We start from the raw sequence: 21,534 nt of genomic DNA, 5'->3' as shown, positions 1-21,534 counted from the left end.
TTGATAAGGGAAATGAGAACTAGATAAGTCGCCAGTACGCAAACGCGCACTGGCTTTCATATCGGGGATTTAGAATGTTGCGAGCGAGTTTTCACTCAGCGCATCAAATAGATGAATAGCATCCAAATCTAAGTAAAGTGTGAGTGTGTCCACATCCACTTCTGCGGCTTGAGTTTCCACCATCAAAGGCTGGCCCGCGATTTCAGTCTTCAATAGAATGCTGGCGCCTAGTAGCTCCTTGTCTTTAATTTTGACAGGGAATGGCAGTACGCGATCGTGATCGACCTGTTCTGCACGCAGATGGATATCCGTTGGACGAACACCAAAGTGCAAAGCTAAGTTCTTAGACGCATGCGCTTTAAAACGTTCTGGCAACGGAATACGAACCTCGCCCAATTCCACTTCCCAGTTGCCTTCCTCACCCACTAGCTTCGCATCCAGCATGTTCATTGATGGGTTACCAATAAACTGAGCCACAAATTTGTTTGCCGGGCGTTGGAACACTTCTGTTGGTGTACCGACCTGAGCCACATAACCATCTTTTAGAATCACGATGCGATCCGCCAATGTCATGGCTTCAATCTGATCATGTGTCACGTAAATGGTAGTGGTCTTCAGTTCACGGTGAAGGTGTTTGATCTCTTCACGCATGACGCCACGTAACTTGGCATCTAGGTTCGACAACGGCTCATCAAACAGGAATACTTTTGGCGTACGTACCATTGCACGCCCCATTGCCACGCGTTGACGTTGACCACCAGACAGCTCTTTTGGCTTACGTTCTAATAACGCGTCAAGCTCAAGCATTTTCGCCGCTTTGCGTACTTCGACATCGATTTGGTCTTTTGGCATCCCTTTTAGCTTAAGGGCAAAAGCGATGTTCTCGTAAACCGTCATATGTGGGTACAGTGCATAACTTTGGAACACCATCGCAAGGTCACGGTCTTTGGCATCGACTTTGTTCATCAATTTGTCACCGACGTAAATCTCACCGCCAGTGATGCTTTCCAACCCCGCAAGCATACGTAATGTAGTCGACTTACCACAGCCCGAAGGACCGAGAAAAACCACAAACTCGCCATCTTGAACCGTGAAGTCGAAGTGTTTCACAACCTCAACATCATCGTAGGATTTCTTGATGTTTTTGAATTCGACTTTTGCCATTACTGGTTCTCCTCTGCTCGATCTAGCAGCATGTTGCGATAAGCAATTGCGCTCGCTTTTAAGGTGCGTTTTTGCGTTTGGTAATCCACGTGAACAATGCCAAAGCGCTGCTTATAGCCATAAGCCCACTCAAAGTTATCCATTAGGCTCCAAGCGAAGTAACCATCGACATTCACACCCGCTTTAATAGCTGCATCTAGCGCTTCTAGGTGCTGCTGGAAGTAACGCACACGTTGCTCATCATTCACTTCGCCGTCAATGCAATGGTCATCGCCAGCCGCGCCGTTTTCAGTGATGTAAAGTGGTGGTAGGTTCAGGTAACGGTCATTCAAACGCAGGAGTAAATCCGTCAGTGCTTGAGGGTGAATCTCCCAACCAATGAATGTGTGCTCTTGCTCTGGTTGAGGTACCGTTTCAATATCGCCATTTTCGTTGTAGCGCACGACACAACGGGTGTAGAAGTTAATGCCGATAAAGTCCAAATCGGTCTGGATTATGTCGAGGTCGCCTTCCAGAATCATTGGCATGTTGTGCGATTGGCGCTCCAAGACAAGCTGCGGATATTCCCCTTTTAATACTGGGTCCATAAACCAGTGGTAACCTTCCGCATCGCTGTACTCTGCCGCACCAATGTCTGCATCGCTATACGGGTAAGCGGGTGTCGCGTTGAACACACAACCGTGCATCGCATTTGGTGCGTTCTTGCGCATGTGTGGAATCGCCAGACCATGTGCCAGCATCAAGTGGTGCGCAGACAAGAAACCTTCACGCTCGCCCTTAAGACCAGGAGCATGTTCCCCCCAACGGTAGCCAAGATAAGCAGAGCAGAATGGTTCGTTCAATGTCGCGTATGAATCGATCTTATCACCGAAGTAAGCACTAACTACCTTCGCGTATTCCTCAAACTTGTAAGCCGTTTCTCGGTTTAACCAACCACCTTTGTCTTCTAGGTATTGCGGTAGATCCCAGTGGTAAAGGGTAACGAAAACCTTCAAACCACGAGCGTGACACTCATCGATGATTTGCTCGTAAAACTTCAAACCTTCTTCATTCACTTTGCCATCTTCAGGGATGATGCGCGGCCACGCCATTGAAAGGCGGTATGCACCCACGCCTAACCCTTGAATCATTTCAATGTCTTGCTTCCAAAGATGGAAATGGTCACACGCCACGTCGCCATTGTCTGCGTTATCGACAGCACCTGGCTTATCGCAAAAGGTGTCCCAGATTGAAGGCGTACGCCCACCCAGTTGTGCGCCACCTTCAATTTGATAAGAAGAAGTTGCGACACCGAATAAGAACTCTGGGCTGCGTAGTTTAGAATCTTGTGGTAATTGGAATTTATTCATTGTTATAAAACCTTTTATTTCGCTTAGCCCTTGACGGCACCAGAGGTCAAGCCGCTGATCATCTGTTTTGAGGCAAATAAGTAAGTAATCACTAACGGTAAAATGGAGATGGTCGTTCCGAGCATCACCGCTCCCCACGGCGTATTCGGAATGCCCTGCACACTTCGCAGTGCCTGCGTAATCACGTAATTTTCTGGCGTTGTCAGTACCACAAGTGGCTGCATAAACATGTTCCAGAAGAAGACAAACTGCACGATTGCTAGGGTTGCGAGCGCCGGTTTCATCAGTGGCAATACCACGCTCCAGTAAGTACGGAATTCACCTGCGCCATCTAACTTCGCCGCTTCTAACAGCTCTTTAGGAATCGATGCCACGACGTGTTGGCGCATCAAGAAGATGCCAAATGGCGTTGTCGTGAACGGTAACCAAACGGCAAGGTGGTTATCGAGCAAGCCAAGGAATTTCACGATCATGAAGTACGGGATCAAGCTCAGTACAGGTGGAATCATCATCGAGCCAACTAACATGCCAAACAGCAAGTTTTTGCCCTTGAACTTGTACACAGCAAACGCGTAACCGCCCATGCTACAAAACAGCAGTGAAATCGTGGTGCCTAAGAAAGCAATGTAGATGGAGTTAAACATCGCCTGCCAAAACGGCATGATTTCCAGTAGCTTTGCGTAGTTCACCGCGAGGCTGTCACCAATCGCAAAGCTGATGCCTGTGCCGAAGATTTCAGTACGGTCACGCGTCGATAGCAACGCCGACCAAATGAACGGGAATACGGTCATGATGGCAGACACCACCAACACAGTGCCGAGCATCACCATCAGTATCTTGGTAAAGATCTCGATGCTGCGGTCGCTTGGACGCCAACGCTGCGCCGCAGGTAAGGTAGTAGTGTTCATCTTATTGCTCCCCTAGACCTTTCTTACCGAAGAAGAAGAATTGAATTGCTGTACAGCCTGCAATCAAGGTAAACAGCAGCCATGAAATCGCTGACGCTGTGCCCATCTCTAACCATTCCCAACCCACTTTGTAGAGGTACATAGAGATGGTTAAACCAGACTGACCTGTACCACCCGTACCGCGCGTTAGGACGAAAGGTTCTTCGAACAGCTGCAAGTTACCGATGATGGTCATGGTGACCGCAAAGAAGATGAATGGACGAATCATTGGCAGCGAAATGCTCCAGAAACGACGCCATGCGTTTGCACCGTCCATGCGTGCCGCTTCTAAGATGTCTTTAGGAATCGTCATCAAGCCCGTGGTGTAAAGCACGATGTTGAAACCGGTGTATTTCCAGAACACCATGATGGCGATAGAAGGCTTAACCATGGTGGCATCATCTAACCAACGGATTGGTTGGAAATCGTTAACCCAAGAAAATGCCCAACCAAAAAGCGTGCTGTCCGCCAGCGCCATTAAGCTTTGGTTGATGATCCCTGAGTTTGGTGAGTACATGTTGAAGAAGATAAGCGACGCTGCCACCGTAGATGTGATGAACGGTAGGAAGTAAGCCGACGTTAACCAGTGACGGAAGCGATCTCCTAGCGACACCAAGATGTACGCAACAGGCAATGCCACCAAGTGTTGCGCGACACCAGAAGTTACAGCTAGCCAGAGTGTGTTCTTTAATGAACGCCAAAGCCACGGGTCGGTCAGTGCAATGTGGTAATTCTCAAAACCCACATAATCCATCGCCCCCAAGCCTTCAACTGGGTTCCACTCATGGAAAGAAAGAAAAATAGAAAACAGTAACGGGAAGATCCCGAAAACAGAAAAAATAATCAAAAACGGCAGTAGGAATCCATACGGTGTAAGCGCTTTCAAACTTAGACGAGAAAAAATGCTCTCACGCTCTGATGTTTCCATAACCTTGCTCGCTGCATGATTCATAGTAACGACCTCTAATCAGGAGGGCACGTCGCCCTCCTTGCTTACCAAATGGCGAATTGCTTACAAATTACGGGTGCGGCGCTTAATCATGCGTTCCGCTTCTTTCAATGCCGTTTCAATGTCTTTGCCTTCATCCAACACTTCCATCAGTGCGTTTTCTAGGATGATAGAGCGAGCAACGTGGTCGCCTTTAGCTGGTGCCACTGGTTTGATGTTTTGTGCTACTTCTGCAAACAGTAAGCGCGCCTGCTGACCACCTAAGAATTCAATTTTCTCTTCAAACATAGGGTCGTCGTAAGTTGTGGTATTTGCAGGGAACGCTGCAATAGTGTCGAAGTGTTTAAGTTGAATCTCACGCTTAGTTGTCATGTATTCGATCAGCTTCCAAGCGTCATCTTGGTGCTTAGATTGCGTAGGAATCGATAGGAATGAGCCGCCCCAGCTTCCGTAAATACCATCAGGAAGGTTAGATACGCCCCAGCTGCCTGCTGTTTCTGGCGCAATCCAGTTGTTTAGGTGACCAAGTAGCCAAGCACCAGAAAGCTGTGTTGCAAATGTGCCGTTACGGAAGCCTTCGTACCATTCGTTTGACCACGCAAGAATGCGACCGTCCAAGCCTTTATCACGGATCTCTTTCGCTACTTCAAAAGCGTGAACAAAGCGCTCTGACGTCACTACTGGGTTGCCGTCTTTATCAAAGTAAAGACCTTCCCCCTCGGGTACTGTGGTGAAGATGATCGCTTGCGCCACATCTGCTGCAGAAGCAATCAATTGAACATTCTGTTGTTTAAGTTTTTCACCTGCTGCAATGTAAGAATCCCAATCTTTGATTGCCTCATTGATATCAATACCCGCTTTTTCAAAAATGTCAGTGCGGTAATACATCACACCTGGACCAAGGTCGACAGGCATACCGTACACATCACCGTCTGCGCCTTTACCTTGCGCCCATGCATAAGGTGCGAAGCTCTCTGCATATTTATCAGCGCCGTATTTTTCAGACAGGTTAACCAAACCACCCGATGCCACAAATGGGCCTATTTTTTCTACATCAACAACAATCACATCACCCGCACCAGAGCCCGTTGCTAGGTTGGTTGTTAGCTTTGTATGGTGATCACCGTGGTTATTCATCAGGTAATCAACCTTAATCCCTGTTTCTTTCTCGAAATCCGGTAGCAGCACTTTCAAACTGCTGTCGAAATCTGGGAAGCCATCAAAGCGAATTTTGGATTCATCAGCTGCGTTTACCGTCGCAGCCACACCCAATGCAGCGGTCATCGCAAGCGTCAAAGTTTTCAGTTTCATGTTGTTGTCCTTAATTATCGTTTTATAGGGTATGCAGTTCCTTGACCGAACTTCTTGGCACTAAGGCCGGTGATAATTTGAAGTTCACATCTCGTTTGTTTTTATTGAGGATTTGAATCACGAGCTGGACAGCTTCAGCACTCATTTGCTCAATAGGGAAGTTAACTGTGGTAAGGGCTGGCGTGAGGTAGCGCGCAAACAAAATGTCATCAAATCCAACCAGAGATACTTGCTCAGGAACATCAACGCCATGGGCTTTAAGCACTTCATAAGCACCAAAGGCCATGTGATCATTACAAGCAAATACGGCAGTAAAATGACAATCGCGCTTCAACAACTTGCGCATTGCGCTTTCCCCAGACTCTTCGGTAAAACCGGCCTCTGAGACCAATGCTTCGTCATACTCAATTCCCGCTTCTTCAAGAGCCTTGCGGTAACCTTGTAGACGCCCCCGTGCATCGGACTTGTCCAGAGGGCCGGTGATACACGCTATGTTACGATGCCCCATACGCAACAAGTATTCGGTCGCCAACTGGCCACCAAATTCGTTGTCGATCTCAATACAGCTTTGTGCCATTTCAGGGATGAAGCGGTTAACTAACACCACCGGCATACCTTTTTCTTTAAGATCGATTAAATAATCATCTGTTAGGTTTTGTGCGTGCAAAATCATGGCATCAACGCGTCGACCAAGCAGAAACTCCACCGATTCACGCTGACTTTGTTCTGAGTTAGAACCCGCTGTAACAATCACGTGGTAGCCAAAACGACGTAGACGCTCTTCCATGCTGTGTAAGATGCCAGAGTAAAATGGACCACCAAGCTCCGGCACTATGATGCCAATGCTGCCCGTACGGCTTGATGCCAATGCCTGCGCAATAGAATTAGGACGATAGCCAAGTGTTTGAATCGCTTTTTCGACTTTCAGCTTTTTATCATGACTCACTCGGCTGGTGCCGTTGATCACACGAGAAACCGTAGCCTGAGAAACACCAGCGTATTCAGATACATCTTTAATCGTCGCCACAAGAAACCTCTTCCACTTGAACCTCAAGATTCAATCTTGCTTCGAGACAAGCTCCTCGAAACCGCTTTCATGGCAGCTAGTATTTCGGATTCACTGAGGTGTTATCGTGAGAGAAATCACACCGAAATCCCTTTAAATTCGGGCAATGTTTGAAAGAATGAGGCGCGTGGCAGTTTGCTTTCATTTCATGAAACCGTTTCATGAAATGGTTATTTCACGCTCAAATGAAACCAAGCAAAGGCATTGATTTCACAACTCTTTAATATCGATCCATGAATCAAAAACGGCGAGTAAGAAAAAAAAGAGCCGCAAATGCGGCTCAAAATAGGGTTAAGAATGGACAGTTTGGCACTCAACTGGCTGCAATGAGCGCCATGACAAAATAGAGAGAGTTAAGAGTGTAGTTTGAGATGGCTTACCACCAAGCTTCCCACATCGCACCTAGGCTAACCGTATCTTGCTTAGGATCGTTGATGCCAGTCGCTTTGTTGTCCACCTCACCGACTGTTGCGTAGAAGCGCAGCATTGGTCGAGCACCAGCGCCCCAATCAAACGAGATGTTTTGTGATAGGGTGACTTTCCAACCTGTGTTGTCATCGTCAGCACGTGCGTAGTCTACCATCTGGTAGCCTGCTTCTAACCACGTAGAGTGTGCATCGTTCCAAAAGTACATCGGGCGTACGATAGCACTGTAGTTGGTGCGCTCATCTTCCACCGCACTTGAACCATCAACGGAATAATCGTGGTAAGCCAATAGGTATTCAATCGCGGCTTTTTCACCGAGATCGGCATTACCTTCGAAACTTGCATAAATCGTAGTGAGATCTTCTGTTTTCCAGAATACGCCGTTATCGGCATTGTCTGAATAACGCAATACTAAACGGTTTGAACCACTATCGTGTGCACGAGAAATCACCGCACCCAATTGGTACGCGTCTATGTGCTCAGAGCTATCAATCGCTTCGGAATCAAAGCCGTAGTTTGCGTACAACTCTAGATCTGCAAAACCCATGTCGATACCATGCAATTTAGAAGTGAAAGCGTATGCGCCGCTGTCACCCGTTCCTGCACCACCCGTACATGAGATAGAAGGGTTTGAACCTGGATCGACAATTTCTGGGCTACAATTTTCTACCGCTGCAACCACACCGAAATCCAGCTTCACAGAGCCAAGCTCAAGGTTATTGATACCACCACCTTGACCATCATGCATCATCCAAAAGTAGTCATTGATGCCTTGTTGTGGACGTTGATGGAAATCACGACCCGCCCAAATGTAAGCATTCGGCTGGCTTTCGAAAACATTCGTTACCCCTGCGTAAGCCTTTTTCAGGTTTACTTCATCACCCCAGTGATCGAACATCACAACCACATCCCAGATCGCACCGCTGTCATTCTTGAACGCTTTCGCTAACTGGAATTCACCGCCGTTGCCTTCGTTACCTAATCGACCAATTGCTGATGACCCATTAAATGAACCATCAACCATGACGTATTTCTGGTCGCCAGCTTGATAATGTGCGCCGTAGCGAGCATAGCCGGAGAAGACAACACCATAAGGAATCTCAATATCCGGAGTCAGTACAGCCGGTTGTTGATCATCAACATAATTAGGATCGATGCGATTCTCCAGTTCTTGAATGCGTTTTTCCAGAGCTTCTACATCAGAATCGGCAGCAAAAGTAGAGAGAGAAGCAAGCGAAGCGGCCACTGCAAGCGCGAGAGGTAAAACCTTTAAGTTTTTCATGTGATTTCCCTAAGTTTTTAGTAGGTGTAATTATTTCAATAGGGATCTTAAGGAATGAAACGTTTGAAAAGCCGCTACGGCTTCACATGGCCATCGTGTTCAAAATGACATGAAACAACGCGTGAAACTCAAAATATTTATTAGCGAGTAAAATCAGACAGTTAAAATGGTGCTTGTTAGATTTTACATTTTGAAATCGCTTTCATTTCACAGGATTGTTTAATTTCTATCACGTTAATTTGTGCAAAATAAGAGCAATCCACTCATGATGACATGAAACATTTCATAATCATGAAACATTTCATACTTCGTAAATTTCTTACAAATTCAACAAGTCACGTAAATAACAAACATGCTTCATATCACAATTAATGGCTTTGCTATTCCATGTACTACTTAATTACGACCTAGAATAGGCATTAAGTAAGTCTAAAGTAGGGATACACAATGTCGAAATTGGCCGGAGCACGCCTAGAAGAAATGGCGGATATCCGATCGACAAGAAAAAAGAAGATAGTTTTTCTCTGTTCTAGCATCGCCACTGCATTTCTAACCTATGGCTCTGTCCTACACTACCTTGAAGGAAATTGGGGGCTCAGTTTACTCATTGGTTTATGTGCTTTGGCATGCTTAACCATCAGCTATCTGATCAAAGTCCGTGGTCACCACCAATACGCCGATCTGTTGCTCACAGGCGTATTGATGTTTGATGGACTGTTGCTACTGCTTTATAACGACGCCCCTTCAGGTCGACTGCTTTGGCTCTACCCGATAGTGGCCGCCATTATCTTGATCAACGAATTCAAAGTCGGTCTGCTGTTTAGCGTGACGTACTCCCTCATCATCTTTTTCGGTTTAACCTTTTTAGAGAGTGTACCCACCGCCAGTGACATGACCGAGCGCCGATTTATGTTTACGCTGGTGGCGATCTGCTTTGTTTGTCATACCTTTTCTTACTATTACTCTAAAGTCGTGAACTACATTCAGACCCTTTATCGCGAAGGGATTGAAGAACTCGCCTATCTCGACCAGTTAACAGGATTAGCCAACCGTTGGAGTTTTGAAACTTGGGCACGTGCCAAGTTAGAAGAGTTGGAACAAGTTGAGACCAAAAGTGTCACGGCTTTAGTCTTTTTAGATATCGATAACTTCAAGCACATTAACGACAACTACGGACACGATGTCGGCGACCGTGTGTTAAAGCACTTTGCGACTCGCTTAAAAAACAACATTCGTAATAAAGACAGAAAAACGGACAAGCATGACTACTCGATTGCTCGCTTTGCTGGTGACGAGTTTGTCTTAATGCTTTACGACGTGCGCGGTAAGAAAGACCTAGACAATATTTTGGAGCGTATCGTCAACCTGTTCCAAAAAGGCTATCAAACGGACGACAACATCAATGAGTTAACCATGAGTGTGGGAGCGGCCATTTACGGCCAAGATGCAACAGATTTATCTGAACTGACTCGTTGCGCAGACAAAGCTATGTACGCTGCGAAGCACACTGGCAAAAACCAGTACGCATATTACGAGCATTGCTCACATGCAGAAGAGTTGCGTCATCAAAGACACTCGTTGGTTGGCGCAATGGGAAATGTGACTTCATTGCAGCGTGACGCCAGCTTATAAACCAAACTGTAGAGCCTAAGTTAGGCGTACATATACATGGCCCATAAGCCAACAAGTAAAAACGTGACAAGCCAGATCACTTGGCCGATTTTGCTTGGTTTATCATCTCGTGGGACAAGAACAGGTTTGAGCGCTCGCTCTTTCATTTTGCCGACAAGGCTTTTCTCAATCGCTCGCTTATAGAAAGCACGTCGTTTTTGAGCCGCGTTGGCCACCTTAGTAAAGCGGTGACGTTGCTCATTAGTAAAATCCGTTGCCTCATAGCGAGGAGGAAGATCGGAATGTTTAGGTTGTACTGCCATCTCATCCTCCTTGGTCGATGGGTGCACCTGTTTTAAGTATATACATAATTAACGCTTTATTGCCAAAAACCGTTGTATCTGAATAACATGCATAAAAAAAGCCACCCGCAGGTAGCTTCTATATAAATCAGTCTTCAATCACTTGTCAGAGATGGCGCTGTGCTTATAAGTACTCACATAGGTAAGCCGTTGCGTCTTTAACTTGAAGCTCAAATGATGAGTTACCTTCGACTTCAAAAAACTCACCGCTGTTGTAAGTCACCCAATCAACCTCTCCAGCTTTCTTTACGATCAGTGCACCTTTGACGACACTCATACGTTCAGGAGCTTGTGTACCAAACGTGTATTCACCTGGCAACATCACACCGACACTGACATCCTGTCCTTGTTGGCTAAAACCCAGTGACTTTACGCCACCAGCAAAATAACTGTTTTCCTTAATACTCATTCTTTGGTTTCCTTATCAAAAATCAGCTCTTTTTTACCCTGTTTCGGTTTACGACTCAAGTCTCTAAATTGACCTTTTTTGAGCTATCGAATACTCAATAACTGTGTTTCGGAATGTAAAAGTGGACATCAGATCATAGTTTAGGTGTCGCAAAGGCGAGATTGTTTGTTTTTGCAGCGTAAGCTTCTCACCATATTAAAAAAGGAAAACAAGCAGGGATCATGACGACCACACCGCGCCGAAAACGCCAGAAGAAACCAGAACCGCAACCTTCATTTTGGGCTCGTAATCAGTTCAGAATCATCAAAGGAGGATTTGCGACGTTTGGCTGCGCGCTGTTGAGCTTTCTCGGCTACCAACTTTACGCTTCTTATCTCGACTATATCGATCCAGATAAAGTGTATGGCGAATGGATTGAAATTGGTGCGCCGCCTTATCAGACCGAACAACTTTCCTTTACGCCCGGCGGGGTCTTTCGCAACCATCGCCTCGTCGCTACCCAGTTTGAGTTCGATGGCAAAGTTGTCACCCTAAACACCGGACTAGGTAAAACAGCCTACCAACTGTCTGGTTCTCACCTCTCTCCCCAAATACGTCGCGTAGAACCAAAGCTACCTGACCAACGCTTTGTGCTTAAAGGATTCGAGCACACCGTACAAGGTTCAGAAATTGGTGCCGCGTCCAAACGCCGAGCCGCATTGAGCGAGCACTTCAATCGCAAGTAATCTTGTTATCGACCCCATCAATCATACGTATCTTTCCCCAAATTCAACAGGGCCGTTACTGGCAATTTCTAACGTAACTTGCTCTGTTACATAATAAAAATTTAATTTCACTCGCAAAATAACACTGCCAGACTGAGTAGATAATTAATTAAACGCATGCAAAATATTTATAAATTATTGGCTCAATATTGTATTTTCTATGCAAAACAATGTTTCTTGTAGTGAGATTTGTGTAACAGAGTCGAATCTTGATTTATTTTTTTTTGAAAAAAAAAAAGGTTCTGAAATGCTGAATGTGATGCTTTTGCACAGTGTGTGAATCGGTTGTCTTTTCTGTCGCAAGAGCAGCTTGTGTTCGTGAATGAACATAAAATCAAGGATTGAGAGAGAAGTTATGATTCGATTTAACCTATGTGCAGCTGGGGTTGCCCTAGCTCTTTCTGGCGCTGCAAATGCGGCTCCAACAGCACCAAGTATCGACATGTATGGTTCTAATAACCTGCAATTTTCTAAAATTGAACTGGCAATGGAAACCACATCTGGCTACAACGACATGGTTAAGTACCATGAGCTAGCTAAGATCAACGTGAAATTTAACCAGTGGAGTGGTACTTCTGGTGACACTTACAACATCTACTTTGATGGAGTTCAAGTCGCTACAGGCCCTATCACTGGTAGCCAAACTACTGCGTCGTTTGAATACGGCCAAGGTGGTTTGTACCAAATGGAAATCGAAGCGTGTGACGCAACAGGTTGTGCGAAAAGCGCACCAGTAGAGATTACGATTGCGGATACAGACGGTTCTCATTTACCGCCGCTAACTATGAACGTTGACCCGAACAACAAAACCTACAACACCGACCCAAGTGTTGTCATGGGTACTTACTTTGTTGAGTGGGGCATCTATGGCCGTGACTACACGGTTGATAATATGCCGGTCGACAACCTGACTCACATCCTTTACGGCTTCATCCCAATTTGTGGTCCAAATGAATCAGTGAAATCGGTTGGTGGCAATAGCTTCAACGCACTGCAAACCGCTTGTCGTGGTGTGAACGACTACGAAGTGGTTATCCATGACCCATGGGCAGCTTATCAAAAGAGTTTCGCGCAAGCTGGCCACGAATACAGCACGCCGATCAAGGGTAACTACGCGATGTTAATGGCATTGAAGCAACGTAACCCTGATCTAAAAATCATCCCATCGATCGGTGGTTGGACACTGTCTGACCCATTCTTCGATTTCGTTGACAAGACCAACCGTGACACGTTTGTCGCATCTGTGAAGAAATTCCTAAAAACATGGAAATTCTACGACGGTGTTGATATCGACTGGGAATTCCCTGGTGGTGGCGGTGCCGCAGCAGATAAAGGTGACCCAGTAAACGATGGCCCTGCTTACATCGCATTGATGCGTGAACTACGTGCAATGTTGGATGAGCTAGAAGCAGAAACAGGCCGTACTTACGAGCTAACGTCTGCAATCGGTGTAGGTTACGACAAAATTGAAGATGTTGATTACGCAGACGCTGTTCAGTACATGGACTACATCTTCGCAATGACTTACGACTTCTACGGCGGTTGGAACAACGTACCTGGTCACCAAACGGCACTTTACTGTGGTTCATTTATGCGCCCAGGTCAGTGTGACGGCAGCGGTGTAGATGAGAACGGTGAAGCGTACAAAGGTCCTGCATATACAGCCGACAACGGTATCCAACTTCTTCTAGCTCAAGGTGTTCCTGCGAACAAACTTGTACTAGGTACAGCAATGTATGGCCGTGGCTGGGAAGGCGTAACACCTGATACGCTAACCGATCCAAATGACCCAATGACAGGTACTGCAACAGGCAAACTGAAAGGCAGCACGACTCAAGGCGTCTGGGAAGATGGCGTGATTGACTACAAAGGCATTAAGTCATTCATGCTTGGTGCAAACAATACTGGTATCAACGGCTTTGAATACGGCTACGATGCACAAGCAGAAGCTCCATGGGTGTGGAACCGTTCAACAGGTGAGCTGATCACATTTGATGACCACCGCTCTATTCTTGCGAAAGGTAACTACGCGAAGTCGCTAGGTCTTGCAGGTCTGTTCTCTTGGGAAATTGACGCAGATAACGGCGACATCCTGAATGCAATGCACGAAGGTATGGCGGGCGGGGTCGTTGTTCCACCAAAACGTAAAACAACGGCAGCAGCAGGTGCGGACCAAGCAGTAACAGGCCCTGCAAGTGTTGTGCTTGATGGCAGCAACTCAACAGACTCTGATGGCACAATCGCAAGCTACGCTTGGGAGCAAGTATCAGGAACAGCAGTGGCTCTATCTGGCGCAAACACTGCGACAGCAAGCTTTGATGCAGCAGAAGTGACTGCAGAAGAACAGCTAACGTTCAAGCTAACCGTGACAGACAATGACGGCGCAAGCGCTTCTGATCTTGTTGTGGTAACGGTTAAGCCTGCTGGCGTGATTGATCCACCAAATACAGCACCTGTTGCGCAAGTCTCTGCACCTGCAAGTGCGAAAGCTGGTGACATGGTTGTAATTGACGCTTCCGCTTCTAGCGATGCTGACAACGACACACTCACGTTCGATTGGACGCTACCTCAAGGTCTAAACGCAACAGTTAACGGTGCGAAAGTGACGTTCACAGCAGCAGAATACCCGCAAGACACTAGCCTAAGCTTCACTGTAAGCGTAAGCGATGGCCAAGCAGCATCTTCAGCAAGTGCAACCGTTGTTGTATCTAAGCACAGCACAGGTGGTGGCACTTGTACTAACGCATGGGATGCAACAGCTGTTTACACTGGCGGTGACCAAGTGACTTACGCAGGTAAGACTTGGGAAGCGAAGTGGTGGACACAAGGACAAGATCCTAGTAAGTCTGGCGAATGGGGTGTTTGGAAAGAAGTTGGTCCAGCTAACTGTAACTAAGCACTGATAAAAGCGTTGTGATTCAACATCACTCGCTTTCAATAGAGTTATAAAAGAAAAGGACAGCTTCGGCTGTCCTTTGTTGTTCTAACAGAATCTATTAAGTGCTTTTCAATAATCAGCTAGCTTCAATTAAACGGTCGAAACTCTGGAACACCTCTTCACACTTCATCACGCGACCGTGACCTTGGCCTTGAGTCGTCACTAATTCAACCCGTGCCATCTCACTCGCTGCTTGCGCAGAGACACTGTGCTTAGTGAACTTGTCTTGCTCATCATGAACAATGATGGTTTTTGCTTCGCGCTCTGCTAGACGCTTTTCTGGGTCAATCGACTGCAGTGGATAGCCAAACTGGTCCTCAACCTCAGACACCACCGCTTTGAATAACTTCATGGAGTATCCTGAGCGTGCAATGCTACCAAACAGGTTTTCTACATAATTCAGAACCGGAGCTATCAACAATAGAGGTTTGTTCTCTAGTTTACTGTGGCGACATTCCAGCGCCGACGCAGTGCCCATGCTGTGCCCAACTAAACCTGCTACGTCTTCCACCGAATCCAATACATCCTCTAGGCCACGAACAAACGCAGGGATGTGTCCGTACTGACCATCACTCTCACCATGTGCAGGATGGTCGTATGCTAATGCGGTGTAACCAGATGCCGCAATGTGCTCCATCAACGGATAGAACTGACTGGCAGTTCCAGACCAACCGTGAGTAAGAATCCATACCGGACCGCTTCCAAGCTGATAGATTTTAATTGCCCCAGCATGACCTTGGATTTCACTTTTGATCAGTCCCTGTGGCTCAGCGTTTTTTGGCTGAGTACGCGCAGGAGTAAGCAGCAATTTACGCGCGGTATTTTTTGCGTGTGAGGGTGCGAGCGTATAGTGCAAACGCGTACTGATGTTGATCAGACTACGCTTAACACTGAATTTCTGCGAAGTATTGAAGTAAATTTTCTCACTCATGATCGTTTCCTTAACTATCAGCCTTGCACAAAATAGAACGGTCGTGCTTTTTATGCTGATAAGAAAGAGCGCTCTGTGTCGCTCTTTCTTATGAATCTCTTACTACGCCCGTTACCGCGGGGCTAGCGCTTCCACCGAATAAACAAGTTATCGATGCCTTGCCAGAACAGTCTCTGGCTCTCTTCTTCCCCTTTGATCGAGTAAAATACGTGTGCACTTAAGTACTGCCCGTATAGATCAAAGGTCGCTTGTCGCGTATCTAAGTCCGCTACAAACTCTTGGTTTTCTTTGCCTTTCTTGATCTGAATTTCTAGGTAATTCAACCAAGTATCAATTGATTTACGCAATGCTGCTTGCAATGCACAACCTTCTTCTGCGGTGTCGTTCCAAGCATCAAGGAACATGCAACTGCCTTGAAAAGAGTGGTTCCACGTCATCCAAGTGTCTAGTAAGCCACGTACTTTACGTTCAATATTGCTGTCACCTAACTCACGTGCAGGCGCAATCACACGCTCAGCAAATACTAGATTGGCGTGTTCCAATACTGACAGCTGAAGATTTAACTTCGAGTTAAAGTGAGCAAATAAACCACTTTTCGACATCCCGCACTGCTTCGCTAAATCACCAATGGTAAGACTTTCCAATCCATTTTCGCTCGCCAGTTGGAATGCACGTTGCAGAATAAGTTCTTTGGTTACTTTTCCTTTTGTCATAACTGCATTTTTAGCACGACCGTACTTTTTTGCAATATTAAGTTTACTGGTCAAACCAACCATCATGATCAGACACAGCCTCGATCTCAATACATTGAAAGAAGTAATGAATCTTGATTTTAGAAATTAGAGATGGGTCTGAATTTCGCAAACTGGTTGCCGTCAATTGCACATGAGTTGATTTTTTACCGCGAGAACTGAATCGTTAACTGCTAATTTCGCAGCGATTTTTCACTTTTTTAGGTAAGCACTTATGGCAACAACAAAGAAAATTGCCAGTTTAGAATTTGCCCGCATCATCGCAATGTTTGCGATCATTGGGCTTCACTGTCAGATGGCTCTCACGTATTGGCAATGGGATGAAGTACCTTGGGTTGGGTACATGCTTAACCAATTGGCTCGCTTTGCTGTACCACTGTTTTTTCTCATCTCCGGATATCTAATCCAGCCTAAACTCAGCACAAATCCCGTTGAGACACTGAAAAACTACGCCAAGCCTCTGCTCAAAATATGGCTGATTTGGAGCCTGATTTGTCTGTTAATGCCGTTTCGCTGGCAAGTAGTTGCAGAAGCAGGTTACCTCGTCGAGCGACAGGGTTATTGGGGTTACCTGATGTCGAACCCAGTGAACTCGCTCTTAGAAGGTGGCTTGGTGCATTTGTGGTTCATTCCTGCACTTGTCATCGCCGTGGCTATTATTGCGTTGCTGGTTCGCATTAACATGGTACAACTGTTGCTTCCTGCGGCGGTATTACTTTACGTCTACGGTGTGTTTGCAGGCAGCTACGTCACACTCACTGAACTACCAACGCCCTTCTTTACACGTAATGGTCCGTTCTTCAGTACTTTATTGGTGGTGCTTGGTTACTTAGCAAGACAACATCAGTGGCAATGGTCGCGCAATAACACCATTCGCTTAATACTGATCGGTATGGCACTGCATTTTGGCGAAGCCTATTACCTTATGAATTATGAAATCGCATTTAACTCACACGACTTCTTGTTTGGTACCGTAATTTGGTCGTTGGGTGCATTCATGTGGCTTCTTGCTCACCCAAACTTCGGCAATATGCCATGGATATTTAAATGGTCACCGAGCATTCTAGGCATCTACGTGAGCCACCTATTGGTGATCATCATCATGATGAACATCGCAGGTATGTTGGGGCTAGAAAACCTAGCTAAAGACGCCTTTATTTATCCAGCAACGATTGTGGTCACTCTGCTGCTTGTGAAAGGCATCGAAGCCACTCCACTGAAAAAACTATTGCTGCGCTAAATCCATTCAGCACTATGTATGGCTTGCTCTAACACTTTGGGGTTAAAGCAAGCCTCTCAAAAATGAGAGCTCTCTCTCACTCGCCAACATTATCACTTCTAATGCTACGTAATTTGCTTTCACTCACAAAAAACATTGTTCATTTACTTTAGATTTATTCGACATCAACAAAATGCTCATTAAACGGGGGCGGTATGTGGGCAAGTCAAGGACTCGTTCCTTTTTTAGAAATTAGCCATTGGCTAACTTACGGTTTATACGCTGCAGTATTCCTATTTGGCGCTGCAAGTATTGCGTCACTCAGAAAGTAGTGGCGCAAGCTACATCAATTCAAAACTCCTACCGTTAATTCGAGCTTTCTCACACTTAACTTATTAATTTGTGGCTAAAATTTCTCCAGTCAGACAAGGAGAAATGTCTATGTCAATCTATCCAATTGTCGCTTTCTGCTGCTTACTCTTTTCAAGCCCCAGTTTTGCAGCGTCCACCAGTGACCTCAACCTCGTCAATTCTGCCGTCGGCTATGCCGCACTGATTCTCTTCACCATTGCTTACATTCTGGTGATGCTGGAAGAATACCTGCATATGCGAAAATCCAAACCAGTACTGCTCGCCGCAGGATTAATCTGGATTTTGATTGGGTACACCTTTGCCCAACACAACCAAGCTGACGTCGCTAAAGCCGCACTGGAACACAACCTTCTGGAATACGCCGAACTTTTATTGTTCCTACTAGTAGCGATGACGTACATCAATGCAATGGAAGAGCGGAGGCTGTTTGATGCTCTGCAAGCATGGATGGTCGGTAAAGGTTTCGATTTCAAACAGCTATTTTGGCTTACAGGCGGTTTGGCATTTGTCATTTCACCTATCGCGGATAACTTAACCACGGCCCTGTTAATGTGTGCGGTGGTGATGAAAGTTTCTGGCGATAATCCAAGGTTTGTGAACCTTGCCTGTATTAACATCGTCATTGCGGCGAACGCTGGCGGCGCATTCAGTCCATTTGGTGATATAACGACCCTGATGGTTTGGCAGGCAGGACACGTCAGTTTTGCTGAATTTATGCCGTTGTTTGTTCCGTCATTGATCAACTACGTCATTCCTGCGTTCATCATGTCGTTGTTTGTACCAAACACTAAGCCAGATACGGTCCATGAACATATTGAATTGAAACGTGGAGCAAGACGAATTGTAGGCTTGTTTATCCTCACTATCGCAACGGCGGTATCTTTCCACGCGGTACTGCACTTCCCGCCAGTAATCGGAATGATGATGGGCTTGGCGTACCTGCAGTTTTTCGGTTATTTCCTGCGTCGAACACTAAAACATTCACTTGCCAAAAAAGCGGCCGAAGCGATTGCCAATGGCGATGATTATGCCTTAAAGCGTTTAGGTTCAGTGGTGCCGTTTGATGTATTCCACCGTGTATCACGTGCAGAGTGGGATACTTTACTGTTCTTCTATGGTGTCGTCATGTGTGTCGGCGGTTTGAGTTTGCTCGGTTATCTTGGGTTAGTTTCCAACGTGATGTACACCGAATGGAGCCCAATCTGGGCTAACGTCATGGTGGGGATTCTCTCTGCTATCGTGGATAACATTCCAGTGATGTTTGCTGTATTAACGATGGAGCCAACCATGTCGATGGGGAACTGGCTGTTAGTCACGCTGACTGCAGGCGTGGGTGGTAGCTTGCTTTCGATTGGTTCAGCGGCTGGCGTGGCATTAATGGGGGCAGCAAGGGGACAATACACCTTCTTTGGCCATTTAAAATGGGCACCGGTGATTGCGCTAGGTTATGCCGCAAGTATTGCGGCGCACCTTTGGATGAATGGCAGTTTGTTCACTTAACCTACCTTGATCAATATTGAATATTCTTACCGGTCTGATGGGTGGTTCACGCCATCCATCACCTCAATATCTCCCAGCTCATAAGGATTTACATCTTCTAAGCAACCAACGTTATAACCGTATTCACTCGGGTCAGAACGGCGCTGATGATGCGTGTAGATACCGCATTCACCACAGAAAAAATGCTTAGCCGTGCTGGTATTAAACTGATACAGCTTGAGTGCCTCCTCACCTTGGATGATGCGAATCCCATTCAAAGGTACTGATGCCACAATCGCGCCACGACGTCGGCACATAGAACAATCACAACGTCTAGGCTTCTCGATTCCATTTGGTAATGACAGTTCGATTTGTACTTTTCCGCAATGACAAGAGAGCTTATGCAAAGGCTGAATTGTGGTACTACCCACTTGTTTAATCATGACTTTTCCTTGTTGCTTCAGTGTTCATCTAGCTTAATGTGTAAAGTCTGTTAAACAGTTAACATCCGCGCAATCTAGGTCAAAAACTCGACATCAATCACTTTTCACGACATTTTATTCATCGATTTATCACTATTTGGTTGGCGTTTTGCCAACCGCATCCGTTTTGGTTGTGCGCTTGCAGTTAAAACGGTTTTAAAACCAAGGAAAATACTTTTATGGATAAAGATCATAGCCTTAGAGAGAACCTCTTGGCTCTGACGCTCGGTAGTGCGTTGGTGTCACTTGGGGTTATCTTTTTTAGCAAAGTGGGACTGCTGACAGGTGGCACTGCTGGTCTTGCTATCTTCCTCACTAAAGTGAGTGATTTTAGCTTTGGTCAGATCTTCTTTGCACTGAACCTACCTTTCTACATTTTGTCTGTGATGCGCATGGGTTGGCGTTTTACCATCAACACTTTTATTGCGGTTTCGATCGTGTCCTTTGCGGTAGACCACCTGCACCATGTGATTGAAATTTCTCGTATTGAACCCGTTTACGCCGCCCTCCTCGGTGGAGGCCTGATTGGTATGGGAATGCTGGTAATTTTCCGCCACAAGATGAGCTTGGGCGGTTTCAACATATTGGCACTTTACCTTCAGGAACGCTTTGGCATTCGTGCAGGCAAAGTTCAAATGGCGCTCGACTGCACCATCGTGGTGATGTCTCTATTTATCGTCGATATTCACTTGATCGCCCTATCTATACTTGGCGCGGTGGCGACCAACTTAATCTTGGCAATGAACCACAAACCAGGGCGATATCAACCAACGCCACAATCGGCATAATCTTCTAACACATGACAAAAACCAAAGCCCCGAGACAAATTCTCGGGGCTTTTCCTTGTCCGCTACATAAGACTACACTAGAGGCGAGTTCTCACAGTATTGTTGGTCCCCTTCAGCCAGCTTGAGCTTGTTTTGTTGGCTTAAGTGATAATGCACCAGCATCAATAAATCATTCGCGTAGAAGAGCTCAAAAGCATCTTCTCCATTTTGTCGACAGATTGCCTCACAGCGATCAGCGTGCACTTTGGCTTGGAGTGGGTTTCCTGCTTTAAGTAGGCTCATGGCTAAACGATATTCTGCGCGCTCTTCTTGCATCCAACCACCAGCAACCTTCCAATTCTCAAGCGCCAATGTTGCAGCCTCTAGCATTCGCTCTACCTGGGCTTCAGAGCGCGTTTCAAGCTCTTCATATTGGCAGGCAAGGTTGTTGCCCGTAATGGCAATTGAACGTGCCAACGGCTCGGCAGTTTGGTCTGAATCTATCCCGTTGGCTGCTTTTGCTAACCATGTGCTAGCTTGCTCTAGCTCGTTCATCGCAGATAGCTCGTTGGCAATCTGAGCAAAAACGCGGCGCTGATCGACATCTTCCAAGTCAACGATATGGTCCGTCGTTTGATCCACAAAGTACTGCGCGACAATTTTGGCTCTCTGACGCACCATACACTGACTCGCTACGCCATTTTCGAGCTTATCTAAACTGGTGAGAAACTGCTTCGGGTCGTGCAGATGACCGATGGAAGTGTGCAGCATCAAGGGTAAGATGCGCTCAGCATGGTTAGTGTCTTCCACCTCACTAAGCGCTTGTTCTAATTGAGTGTATGTTTGTTGTGGCTGCGCTTCATGCTGCTGCCAACTTTGGTTTATGAATGCATCAAAATCCGTTTTGAAAGACATATCCTTATTTTCCTTTTTCATTGCTCTGGATTGCTCTTT

19 protein-coding genes are annotated in these 21,534 nt (G+C 46.2%); 6 read left to right on the top strand and 13 right to left on the bottom strand.

The genetic code is table 11. The features are described from left to right. Window positions 1-69: 69 nt before the first annotated feature. From ugpC to ATB76_RS11325, 7 genes are all read right to left on the bottom strand, one after another. Window positions 70-1,164: a sn-glycerol-3-phosphate ABC transporter ATP-binding protein UgpC gene (gene ugpC, locus ATB76_RS11355; RefSeq protein ID WP_038869766.1), complete on the bottom strand. Its 1,095-nt coding sequence runs from the start codon at window positions 1,162-1,164 to the stop codon at window positions 70-72. Beyond that, the gene (locus tag ATB76_RS11350; protein WP_061035212.1) at window positions 1,164-2,513 is read right to left on the bottom strand and encodes a GH1 family beta-glucosidase; all 1,350 of its coding nucleotides are present in this window, start codon (window positions 2,511-2,513) and stop codon (window positions 1,164-1,166) included. The genes ugpC and ATB76_RS11350 overlap by 1 nt, the downstream gene beginning before the upstream one ends. A 23-nt stretch (window positions 2,514-2,536) precedes the next feature. Then, the gene (locus ATB76_RS11345; protein ID WP_005434781.1) at window positions 2,537-3,421 is read right to left on the bottom strand and encodes a carbohydrate ABC transporter permease; all 885 of its coding nucleotides are present in this window, start codon (window positions 3,419-3,421) and stop codon (window positions 2,537-2,539) included. Between the two features lies 1 nt (window position 3,422). Beyond that, complete coding sequence (locus ATB76_RS11340) at window positions 3,423-4,412, bottom strand: sugar ABC transporter permease (RefSeq protein ID WP_061035211.1); 990 nt, start codon at window positions 4,410-4,412, stop codon at window positions 3,423-3,425. A gap of 60 nt (window positions 4,413-4,472) precedes the next feature. After that, the gene (locus tag ATB76_RS11335) at window positions 4,473-5,720 is read right to left on the bottom strand and encodes an extracellular solute-binding protein (protein WP_061035210.1); all 1,248 of its coding nucleotides are present in this window, start codon (window positions 5,718-5,720) and stop codon (window positions 4,473-4,475) included. 22 nt (window positions 5,721-5,742) lie between these two features. After that, window positions 5,743-6,747, bottom strand: coding sequence for a LacI family DNA-binding transcriptional regulator (locus ATB76_RS11330; RefSeq protein WP_038880186.1), 1,005 nt, complete (start codon window positions 6,745-6,747; stop codon window positions 5,743-5,745). Between the two features lie 415 nt (window positions 6,748-7,162). Next, window positions 7,163-8,494 (bottom strand): carbohydrate porin, encoded by a 1,332-nt coding sequence (locus ATB76_RS11325; RefSeq protein WP_038869775.1) that lies wholly within the window; start codon window positions 8,492-8,494, stop codon window positions 7,163-7,165. Between the two features lie 447 nt (window positions 8,495-8,941). On the opposite strand from ATB76_RS11325, the gene ATB76_RS11320 reads away from it, so the two are divergent. Beyond that, the gene (locus ATB76_RS11320) at window positions 8,942-10,126 is read left to right on the top strand and encodes a GGDEF domain-containing protein (protein ID WP_038869777.1); all 1,185 of its coding nucleotides are present in this window, start codon (window positions 8,942-8,944) and stop codon (window positions 10,124-10,126) included. A gap of 20 nt (window positions 10,127-10,146) precedes the next feature. On the opposite strand, the gene ATB76_RS11315 is transcribed toward ATB76_RS11320, so the two are convergent. Both ATB76_RS11315 and ATB76_RS11310 read right to left on the bottom strand, forming a co-directional pair. Further along, on the bottom strand, window positions 10,147-10,428 hold the full coding sequence (locus ATB76_RS11315; RefSeq protein ID WP_038869778.1) for a hypothetical protein: 282 nt from the start codon (window positions 10,426-10,428) through the stop codon (window positions 10,147-10,149). Window positions 10,429-10,591: 163 nt separating this feature from the next. Continuing rightward, the gene (locus tag ATB76_RS11310) at window positions 10,592-10,876 is read right to left on the bottom strand and encodes a pyrimidine/purine nucleoside phosphorylase (RefSeq protein WP_005448986.1); all 285 of its coding nucleotides are present in this window, start codon (window positions 10,874-10,876) and stop codon (window positions 10,592-10,594) included. Between the two features lie 221 nt (window positions 10,877-11,097). Here ATB76_RS11310 and ATB76_RS11305 point away from each other — a divergent pair, with 221 nt between their 5' ends. Both ATB76_RS11305 and ATB76_RS11300 read left to right on the top strand, forming a co-directional pair. After that, a complete protein-coding gene (locus ATB76_RS11305; protein ID WP_061035209.1) occupies window positions 11,098-11,601 on the top strand; it encodes a DUF2850 domain-containing protein in 504 nt (167 codons plus the stop codon). Window positions 11,602-11,995: 394 nt separating this feature from the next. Then, complete coding sequence (locus ATB76_RS11300; protein ID WP_061035208.1) at window positions 11,996-14,536, top strand: glycosyl hydrolase family 18 protein; 2,541 nt, start codon at window positions 11,996-11,998, stop codon at window positions 14,534-14,536. A 118-nt stretch (window positions 14,537-14,654) separates the two neighbouring features. Here the strand turns inward: ATB76_RS11300 and ATB76_RS11295 are convergent, their stop codons facing one another. Both ATB76_RS11295 and ATB76_RS11290 read right to left on the bottom strand, forming a co-directional pair. Beyond that, window positions 14,655-15,509 carry an alpha/beta hydrolase gene (locus ATB76_RS11295; RefSeq protein ID WP_061035207.1) on the bottom strand — a complete coding sequence of 285 codons (855 nt, stop codon included), beginning with the start codon at window positions 15,507-15,509 and terminating at the stop codon, window positions 14,655-14,657. A 122-nt stretch (window positions 15,510-15,631) separates the two neighbouring features. Next, on the bottom strand, window positions 15,632-16,222 hold the full coding sequence (locus tag ATB76_RS11290) for a TetR/AcrR family transcriptional regulator (protein WP_061035275.1): 591 nt from the start codon (window positions 16,220-16,222) through the stop codon (window positions 15,632-15,634). A gap of 253 nt (window positions 16,223-16,475) precedes the next feature. Between ATB76_RS11290 and ATB76_RS11285 the strand changes: the two genes are divergently transcribed. Then, window positions 16,476-17,501 (top strand): acyltransferase family protein, encoded by a 1,026-nt coding sequence (locus ATB76_RS11285; protein ID WP_061035206.1) that lies wholly within the window; start codon window positions 16,476-16,478, stop codon window positions 17,499-17,501. A 420-nt stretch (window positions 17,502-17,921) separates the two neighbouring features. Next, the gene (gene nhaD / locus ATB76_RS11280; RefSeq protein ID WP_038869787.1) at window positions 17,922-19,352 is read left to right on the top strand and encodes a sodium:proton antiporter NhaD; all 1,431 of its coding nucleotides are present in this window, start codon (window positions 17,922-17,924) and stop codon (window positions 19,350-19,352) included. Between the two features lie 26 nt (window positions 19,353-19,378). Here the strand turns inward: nhaD and ATB76_RS11275 are convergent, their stop codons facing one another. Continuing rightward, a complete protein-coding gene (locus ATB76_RS11275) occupies window positions 19,379-19,774 on the bottom strand; it encodes a GFA family protein (RefSeq protein ID WP_038869788.1) in 396 nt (131 codons plus the stop codon). 218 nt (window positions 19,775-19,992) lie between these two features. Here ATB76_RS11275 and ATB76_RS11270 point away from each other — a divergent pair, with 218 nt between their 5' ends. Further along, entirely contained in the window at window positions 19,993-20,601 is a 609-nt protein-coding gene (locus ATB76_RS11270) for a YitT family protein (RefSeq protein ID WP_038880163.1), read from the top strand. Between the two features lie 72 nt (window positions 20,602-20,673). Here ATB76_RS11270 and ATB76_RS11265 read toward each other — a convergent pair whose 3' ends face one another. Then, complete coding sequence (locus ATB76_RS11265) at window positions 20,674-21,495, bottom strand: hypothetical protein (RefSeq protein WP_038880160.1); 822 nt, start codon at window positions 21,493-21,495, stop codon at window positions 20,674-20,676. Window positions 21,496-21,534: the final 39 nt, after the last annotated feature.

The sequence above is a fragment of the Vibrio sp. MOR3 genome (genome assembly GCF_001557775.1).
Taxonomy (GTDB): domain Bacteria; phylum Pseudomonadota; class Gammaproteobacteria; order Enterobacterales; family Vibrionaceae; genus Vibrio; species Vibrio jasicida.
This window is presented reverse-complemented; position numbering and strand designations above follow the sequence as displayed.

What these genes read in the sequence shown, in the direction of transcription:
- ugpC (WP_038869766.1), bottom strand. Translation starts at nt 1,164, where the DNA reads ATGGCAAAAGTCGAATTCAAAAACATCAAGAAATCCTACGATGATGTT.
- ATB76_RS11350 (WP_061035212.1), bottom strand. Translation starts at nt 2,513, where the DNA reads ATGAATAAATTCCAATTACCACAAGATTCTAAACTACGCAGCCCAGAG.
- ATB76_RS11345 (WP_005434781.1), bottom strand. Translation starts at nt 3,421, where the DNA reads ATGAACACTACTACCTTACCTGCGGCGCAGCGTTGGCGTCCAAGCGAC.
- ATB76_RS11340 (WP_061035211.1), bottom strand. Translation starts at nt 4,412, where the DNA reads ATGAATCATGCAGCGAGCAAGGTTATGGAAACATCAGAGCGTGAGAGC.
- ATB76_RS11335 (WP_061035210.1), bottom strand. Translation starts at nt 5,720, where the DNA reads ATGAAACTGAAAACTTTGACGCTTGCGATGACCGCTGCATTGGGTGTG.
- ATB76_RS11325 (WP_038869775.1), bottom strand. Translation starts at nt 8,494, where the DNA reads ATGAAAAACTTAAAGGTTTTACCTCTCGCGCTTGCAGTGGCCGCTTCG.
- ATB76_RS11320 (WP_038869777.1), top strand. Translation starts at nt 8,942, where the DNA reads ATGTCGAAATTGGCCGGAGCACGCCTAGAAGAAATGGCGGATATCCGA.
- ATB76_RS11315 (WP_038869778.1), bottom strand. Translation starts at nt 10,428, where the DNA reads ATGGCAGTACAACCTAAACATTCCGATCTTCCTCCTCGCTATGAGGCA.
- ATB76_RS11310 (WP_005448986.1), bottom strand. Translation starts at nt 10,876, where the DNA reads ATGAGTATTAAGGAAAACAGTTATTTTGCTGGTGGCGTAAAGTCACTG.
- ATB76_RS11305 (WP_061035209.1), top strand. Translation starts at nt 11,098, where the DNA reads ATGACGACCACACCGCGCCGAAAACGCCAGAAGAAACCAGAACCGCAA.
- ATB76_RS11300 (WP_061035208.1), top strand. Translation starts at nt 11,996, where the DNA reads ATGATTCGATTTAACCTATGTGCAGCTGGGGTTGCCCTAGCTCTTTCT.
- ATB76_RS11295 (WP_061035207.1), bottom strand. Translation starts at nt 15,509, where the DNA reads ATGAGTGAGAAAATTTACTTCAATACTTCGCAGAAATTCAGTGTTAAG.
- ATB76_RS11290 (WP_061035275.1), bottom strand. Translation starts at nt 16,222, where the DNA reads ATGACAAAAGGAAAAGTAACCAAAGAACTTATTCTGCAACGTGCATTC.
- ATB76_RS11285 (WP_061035206.1), top strand. Translation starts at nt 16,476, where the DNA reads ATGGCAACAACAAAGAAAATTGCCAGTTTAGAATTTGCCCGCATCATC.
- nhaD (WP_038869787.1), top strand. Translation starts at nt 17,922, where the DNA reads ATGTCAATCTATCCAATTGTCGCTTTCTGCTGCTTACTCTTTTCAAGC.
- ATB76_RS11275 (WP_038869788.1), bottom strand. Translation starts at nt 19,774, where the DNA reads ATGATTAAACAAGTGGGTAGTACCACAATTCAGCCTTTGCATAAGCTC.
- ATB76_RS11270 (WP_038880163.1), top strand. Translation starts at nt 19,993, where the DNA reads ATGGATAAAGATCATAGCCTTAGAGAGAACCTCTTGGCTCTGACGCTC.
- ATB76_RS11265 (WP_038880160.1), bottom strand. Translation starts at nt 21,495, where the DNA reads ATGTCTTTCAAAACGGATTTTGATGCATTCATAAACCAAAGTTGGCAG.